The 6,547-nt window shown below is 61.1% G+C and carries 5 protein-coding genes; 1 reads left to right on the plus strand and 4 read right to left on the minus strand.

Going from position 1 to position 6,547, the window contains the following annotated elements:
* The first annotated feature begins 584 nt into the window (after positions 1-584).
* Positions 585-1,913, plus strand: coding sequence for a group II intron reverse transcriptase/maturase (gene ltrA / locus AC5ZGW_RS44935; protein ID WP_245475230.1), 1,329 nt, complete (start codon positions 585-587; stop codon positions 1,911-1,913).
* Here ltrA (AC5ZGW_RS44935) and tnpC read toward each other — a convergent pair.
* From tnpC to ltrA (AC5ZGW_RS44955), 4 genes are all read right to left on the minus strand, one after another.
* On the minus strand, positions 1,822-3,411 hold the full coding sequence (gene tnpC, locus AC5ZGW_RS44940) for an IS66 family transposase (RefSeq protein WP_474419732.1): 1,590 nt from the start codon (positions 3,409-3,411) through the stop codon (positions 1,822-1,824). The genes ltrA (AC5ZGW_RS44935) and tnpC overlap by 92 nt on opposite strands.
* Before the next feature lie 104 nt (positions 3,412-3,515).
* Positions 3,516-3,872 (minus strand): IS66 family insertion sequence element accessory protein TnpB, encoded by a 357-nt coding sequence (tnpB, locus tag AC5ZGW_RS44945; protein ID WP_130231691.1) that lies wholly within the window; start codon positions 3,870-3,872, stop codon positions 3,516-3,518.
* Complete coding sequence (tnpA, locus tag AC5ZGW_RS44950; protein WP_496114132.1) at positions 3,869-4,339, minus strand: IS66-like element accessory protein TnpA; 471 nt, start codon at positions 4,337-4,339, stop codon at positions 3,869-3,871. The genes tnpB and tnpA overlap by 4 nt, the downstream gene beginning before the upstream one ends.
* 275 nt (positions 4,340-4,614) lie before the next feature.
* Complete coding sequence (gene ltrA, locus AC5ZGW_RS44955; RefSeq protein WP_165435643.1) at positions 4,615-5,943, minus strand: group II intron reverse transcriptase/maturase; 1,329 nt, start codon at positions 5,941-5,943, stop codon at positions 4,615-4,617.
* Positions 5,944-6,547: the final 604 nt, after the last annotated feature.

Genomic DNA, 6,547 nt, shown 5'->3' on the forward strand with positions numbered 1-6,547 from the left:
AACAAAAGAATGGACTTACGGCGACCTTTGCAATCTTCGTCTCGGCCATGAAGAAAGCGCTTGTCCATCTCATCCGTATGTGTGCCTTGCAAGGCGCACTGTTCTCCCTGGTGGAAACCCAGGCTGGCTAACTCTCGCTCCAGCCGGAAGTATTCGGGGCGGGTCAGGAGGCGACGAATGACCTGAAGCACTCCGAAAATGAGCCCTTTCGAGGGTCGACGGTCCGCGCGGGCCGCAACGTGAGTGAACATTGAGCAGGCCTCGAAATGTCGTTGTGGGAGCCGACCCGCCATTCTAACGGGGAAGGCCGATGTCGTGGGGGAAGCGAGCGAGAAACGCACCCCAAGGTCCCACCGGGGTAGTGATGGCAGCACGCGCGGGACATGGACAGTGAGCAACAAGGGAAGTCTGCCGCCGTGGGGGGCACAAGCCTACATCCAACGACGAACCCGTGAGGGCCAGCGTCGGCGGTAGCAGATGGCGGATGGGTTCGCAGTACCGGTGATGTCGGGTAACGCCGGCGGAGGAAAGGGACCCTGACTCGATCCATGCGAGAACGACAGTTGAGAACACGGCGATTGGTGATGAACCTAGCAACACCGGAAATATCCGTTCAGAAACTTCAAACCTCGCTGCAGGCGAAAGCTAAGGCTGAACCGGACTATCGATTCTACTCTCTTTGGGACAAAGTCTGCAGATTGGATGTGCTGGAAGAAGCCTACAGGCGCTGCCGTGGAAATCGGGGCGCTCCTGGGGTAGATGACGTCACATTTGCTCAGATCGAAACCGAGGGACGCGAGCGATGGCTGGAAAATGCCAGAGAGGAGCTGATGTCGAGCAACTACCGACCACAGCCCCTGCTGAGAGTATGGATACTGAAGAGCAATGGCGGACGTCGACCGCTTAGCATTCCAACCGTAAAAGACCGGACGGTCATGACGGCGGCGATGCTGGTGATCGGCGCCATCTTCGAAGCGGACCTGCTGGACAACCAGTATGGCTTCCGCCCGAAACTGGACGCCAAGATGGCGGTACGCCGCGTGTTCTGGCACATCAGAGACCATCGACGATCGGAGATCGTCGACGCGGATTTGAGGGATTACTTCACCTCGATTCCGCATGCACCACTGGTGAAATGCCTCACACGCAGGATTGCCGACGGTCGGCTCCTCTCAATGATCAAAGACTGGCTGACAGTCGCGGTTATCGAGAGAGACGGTCGGCGAACCACGAGGACGGCGGAGTCCCGTACGAAGAAAAGAGGAACTCCACAGGGCTCACCCCTGAGCCCGCTGTTGGCGAATCTCTACTTTCGTCGGTTCTTGCTGGCTTGGCGCAAACACGGACACCAAGACCAACTCGATGCGCATATCGTGAATTACGCGGATGACTTCGTGATCTGCTGTCGCCCCGGCTCGTCCGAGACGGCAATGGTGCGGATGCAGACGCTAATGAACAGGCTTGGGTTGGAGGTGAACGAGACCAAGACGCGGCTCGCTCGGGTCCCGGAGGATAGCGTAACATTCCTCGGGTACACGATCGGGCGCTTCCATGGAAAGGGAGGTCAAGCCTTTCTGGGCACAAGGCCTTCCAAGAAAGCCATTCGACGATTGCTCAAACAGATCCATGACCGCACGACACGTCAGTGGTACCCGGACACACCGGAGAACACTGTCGCTGTCATCAATCGCATCCTACGCGGTTGGTGCGGCTACTTCGACCAAGGCCCAGTGGTGGAAACTTACAACCTCATTCGGCAATACGTCGATCGTCGTCTGCGACATTGGTTGGTTCAGCGCACTGGGGCGCGTGGGCGAGGCTTCAAGCGTTACTCGCAGGAGTACCTGCATGAAACGCTTGGCCTCTACCGCCTCCCCAGAGCGCGCGCCGACATGCCGAGAGCGAAGGCTTGACGGATCGAGAGAAAGCCGGGTGCGGGAAATCCGCACGCCCGGTTTGACGAGCGGCGACTGGAAACGGAGCCATGGTCCGAAATGAGGCACCGGCACTCAGCGAAAGCTGCCGGCAAACGGCAACTCCTCGGAACCTGTAGCCACCGCGCCAGTCGTCGACTCTACCCAGCTCGATGCGGCCGTCGTCGAGAAACAAGGTAAGCCCATCCCAATGGTTCAGGAGATAGGCGATCGCCTTGCCCATCTCGCTGCCCGGCGACAGGCGGGCGGCTTGCTCGCGCAGGAACTTCTTCAGTTCGACGACGAGCGGCCGTGATCGTTCGTTGCGCGCCTTTTGTCGGACCGCGGCGTCGGCGCCACGGATCTCCTTCTCGATTGCATAGAGCGCGGCGATGCGCGCGAGGACTGCTTCGGCGATGGGTGAGCCGGCCTTCGGAGTCGCGGCAATGATCTCGCGCCTGGAGTGGGACCAGCATGCGGCCAGCCGCAGCGGCGCGCCGCCTTGACGCTCGGGTCGTGCGAGCCTGTGATAGCCTTGGTATCCATCGACCTGAACGGTGCCGTCGAAGCCGTCGAGGATATGCTCGGCATGTTTGCCACTGCGTCCTGGCGCGTAGTGGTAGACCACGATTGGTGGATCAGCGCCGCCGTGGCCGCGATCGTCGCGCAGGACAGCCCACAGATAGCCGGTCTTGGTTCGGCCCCGGCCCGGATCGAGCACGGGCGCCCTGGTCTCGTCCATGAACAAGCGGCCCGATTGCTTCATCACGACGCTCATGCGCTCGACCAGCGGCGCGAGGTGGAAGGCGACCGTTCCCATCCAATCCGCCAGAACGGCGCGATCGATGAGGATGCCATGCCGGGCCAGAACCTGGGACTGACGATAGAGCGGCATGTGCTCGCTGAACTTGGCGACCGCCACCTGCGCCAGCATCGCCTCGGTGGGGAGGCCACCCTCCACCAGATGGGCGGGCGCCGGCGCCTGGCGCACGCCGGCGCATCCTGTCGCGCAGGCGTAGCGCGGTCGCACCGCCTCGACCACGCGATACTGGGCCGGCGTCACGTCGAGGCGTCTGGAGCGATCCTCGCCGATCCGGACCATCTGGCCGCAGCCGCAGGGACACTCGAGGTTCTCGGGTTCGATCACCTGCTCAATGCGCGGCAGGTGCGCGGGAAAGGCGCGGGCGGCGCGGCTGGCCCGGCGACCCGACGGTGCCGCGCCGGCGCGGCGCGCACGATCGTCCTGGCGCTCCTGGACTTCGGCGATGGCGATCTCGATGTCTTCGAGCACCAGCTGCATCTGATCGGGATTGAACTTCTCCGAGCGTTTGCCGAAGCGTGCGCGCTCGTACTCCTTCACGAGCAGTTCGAGACGGTCGACGATCTGTTTGGACGCAGCTAGTTTGTTCTCGACATGAAGGCGTGCCGTCCGTTCGTCATCAGCGCGACGACGCTCGGCTTCGAGCATCGTTTCCTGCGCGCTGAAGAGCGCTCGCAAATCGGCGGGCAGCGCGGCAAGACGGGCGGGATCAATCGCGGACGGTGGCACATCCGCAAGCTATCATCCCAAGGTGCCGTGCGAAACAAATCGTCAGCCCTGAGTCAGTTCGCCGCAGCTGGCGTCGGGACGATCCGTTCGCCCACGCGCTTCCAGTTCAGCCCGTCAAACAGCGCTTCGAACTGCGTCCGCGTCAAACGCATGACGCCGTCACTGATCCGCGGCCATTCGAAATGGCCGCCATCGCCAAGGCGCTTGTAGACCAGAACGAGGCCCGTGCCGTCCCATAGCAAAATCTTAAGCCGGTCGGCCCGCTTCGAACGAAAAACCACGATCAGGCCCGAATGCGGATCAAGCCCGAGCGTGTTCTGCACGAGGCCGGCCAGCGCGTCTTGCCCGCACCGGAAATCGACAGGACGTACAGCAAGCACAATCCGCAGTCCCTGCGCCGGAATGATCATGCGCCGCGCTCGATCGCAGCTACGATCTCAGCGATCCGCACCGCGGACACGTCCGCGTCCAGGCGAACCGAAACCTTGCCAATCGTAATCTCGACGAGCCCCTCGGTCTTGCCTGACGCCGCTGGATCGCTCAGCTCGATCGACACGAAATCCGCCGCTTCGTCCGTGACCAATGCGAGCCGGCCAGTACGCGCCAATCTGCGCCACGTCGTCAACTGCTGGGCCTTGACACCATAACGCCGTGCGACCTCACATACGCGGGCGCCAGGCTTCATGCTCTCTAAAACAGCACGCCCCTTGATCTCCGCAGACCATAACCGGCCTCGAGAACGCGTACGGCGCGCAAGCTTCCCCGCAAAACCGTCAGCTTCGGCCTCCTCGCTCGATAGTTCCATCGCCGTCAGTCTCCTCCTGGCTGCTGCCCGAACAGCCAAGAATCGCAGAGCACAAACCGAGCGGAAACCCATCAATCAAATGGGAGTAAAGCTTCGCTTACGGAAATCCGTCGCATCGCTATCAAGCTCGCTCAACGGCGCATCGCGATCGACCGAGTTCTCGCGTGGTCGCTCTGGCGCCGAGCTGACCAGGCCGAAGCTCGCCGCGCCCACCTCAGACAAAAAAGGTTCGCGGTAGGGACGCTCATTGCTGAGCGCCCACCGGGTCACCGGAGGCGGTCGCCCGCCTCCGGTTCCCACAGAACGTAGCGTGCGGATTTACCGCACTACGCTCTTCGGCGGTTGGTTCACAGCACTGCTAGCGCCTGCAGCTTCCCGTATGGGAGGCGCAGTTTTGGTGTCAGCAATGGTGTCCGCTCTTTGATTTGGTTGAAGGCATCCCAAGTGAGACGACGACGGCCTGCCCAGCTGCGGCTGCACAACATCTTGCGCCAGTAACGCTCGACGACCCGATAGACTTTTACGAGGCTCCGGAGATTTCCAGCGACGCCGTAATAAGCATAGTGGCCGCGTAGGACGGCGTTGATTTCGCTGACCTGTTCACTGATCGTTTGATGTCGTATTCGCTGCATTAGCTCTTGCAGAGACGTAAGGCTGCGCCGTAGCCGAGATTTCTCGGTGCGCATCCCAACCTTGAAGTTACCTTTTCGGTTTCGCGTGCAATAGAGCGTCAGACCCAGGAAGTAGATAGTTTCCGGGCGGTTCCTGCCGCGTTTGCCAGCGTGTCTTTGCGCGAACCGACCAAACTCGACCAACTTGGTCTTGGTCGGCTCCAGAGTGAGGCCGAACTTCCCCAACCGTAGACGCAAGGCATCCTGTACGCGGATGGCGTCCGATCGATATTGGAAACAGATCACAAAGTCATCGATGTAGCGTACCAGTCGGGCTTCGCCCCGCAACCGGCCCCTCACCACGCGTTCAAACCAGAGGTCGAGAACGTAATGAAGGTACACGTTGCTCAGCAGCACGCTAATCGATCCACCTTGCGAGGTTCCCTGCTCGCTCGGATGAACCGCTCCATCTTCCAAGACGCCCGCTTTCAACCAACGCCGGATCAAGCTGATCAGGCGCGGATCGCCTACTCGATGTTCGACAAACCGGAGGACCCAATCATGATTGAGACTCCCGAAGAAGTTCTTCAAATCCGCCTCCAGCACCCAGCCGATCATGCCGCCGGCGATGACCTCATTGAGGGTCGCCAAGGCGTGATGGGCGCTGAGCTCCGGCCTGCCGCCGAACGAGCAGGGTAAGAAGTCCTGCTCGTAGATGGCGGACAGCACCTCAGCCGTGGTGCGTTGGAGCGCCCGGTCGGCGACAGTTGGAACCCCGAGGGGGCGCTTCTCCGTCTTGCCAGGCTTGGGGATATAGACCCGCCGAATGTTAGGCGCGCGATATCCCTGGCGGTGGATGGATTGGAGCACCGGCTCTATCCAGCCCTCGAAGCTCTCCTTCGCCGCCTCCACCGTCTGACCGTCCACCCCGGCGGCGGATCGCTTCGGAATCTTTGATAGATTCTCCAGCACCCGGTCGCGCGTGATATGATGGGCCAGCGAGGTGAAGCGGAGATTTGGCTCCCTTCGAGCTTTCACTGCTATCTGTTCAAGTTTCGTTTCCATGGTCAGCTGATCTTCTCTTTGAATAGAAGGCCGTAACTCCCGTTGCATGGAGCCCATGTCGCCCAAGAACAATTCAACTACCGCTGACCGCTTCCCCGTGTGGCCGGCTCTCTCGTCCTCGGAGTACTATCAGTCAGTATGACTTCCACCCGGTCATCAGACCCTTCTCACCTCTTCGGCTTGGCAGGTCCTACAAGCGTGCGCTTGAACCGGATGGATCTCCCTTGTTCACGTCAACGCCTTTGGTTGCATGCTGGCGGTACGAACCCCGGGAGCACTTTAGACTGCTCGCGTTCGCGCGGTCTTTGGTTCCGCCTTCCCCGTTACGGGAGAGGGTCAGCTACTCCGATCACGATCGATTTCGGGGCTATTTTCCCGTTCACTTCATTCCGGCCTACAACCTCCCTGTCTACGCTTCGCAGCGGCCGTTACCGGACGCCACGCAAGACTTGGTTCGCGGCTGCTCGCTAGGCTTTGCCGCGGCCGTCATCGCAGACGGCAGACTTCAACGCGCTTGCAAGGCGCAACCCGCACAGATCCGGACGGGCCCAATTAAGGCATCCGGCTCCTACCTTGGGTGTGTGACGGCGAAGCGCTGTTGGGG

Source organism: Bradyrhizobium sp. Crot121 (assembly GCF_059512385.1).

Excerpts from the sequence above, each read along its gene's own strand:
- ltrA (WP_245475230.1), top strand. The coding sequence starts at position 585 with ATGAACCTAGCAACACCGGAAATATCCGTTCAGAAACTTCAAACCTCG.
- tnpB (WP_130231691.1), bottom strand. The coding sequence starts at position 3,872 with ATGATCATTCCGGCGCAGGGACTGCGGATTGTGCTTGCTGTACGTCCT.
- tnpA (WP_496114132.1), bottom strand. The coding sequence starts at position 4,339 with ATGGGTTTCCGCTCGGTTTGTGCTCTGCGATTCTTGGCTGTTCGGGCA.
- ltrA (WP_165435643.1), bottom strand. The coding sequence starts at position 5,943 with ATGGAAACGAAACTTGAACAGATAGCAGTGAAAGCTCGAAGGGAGCCA.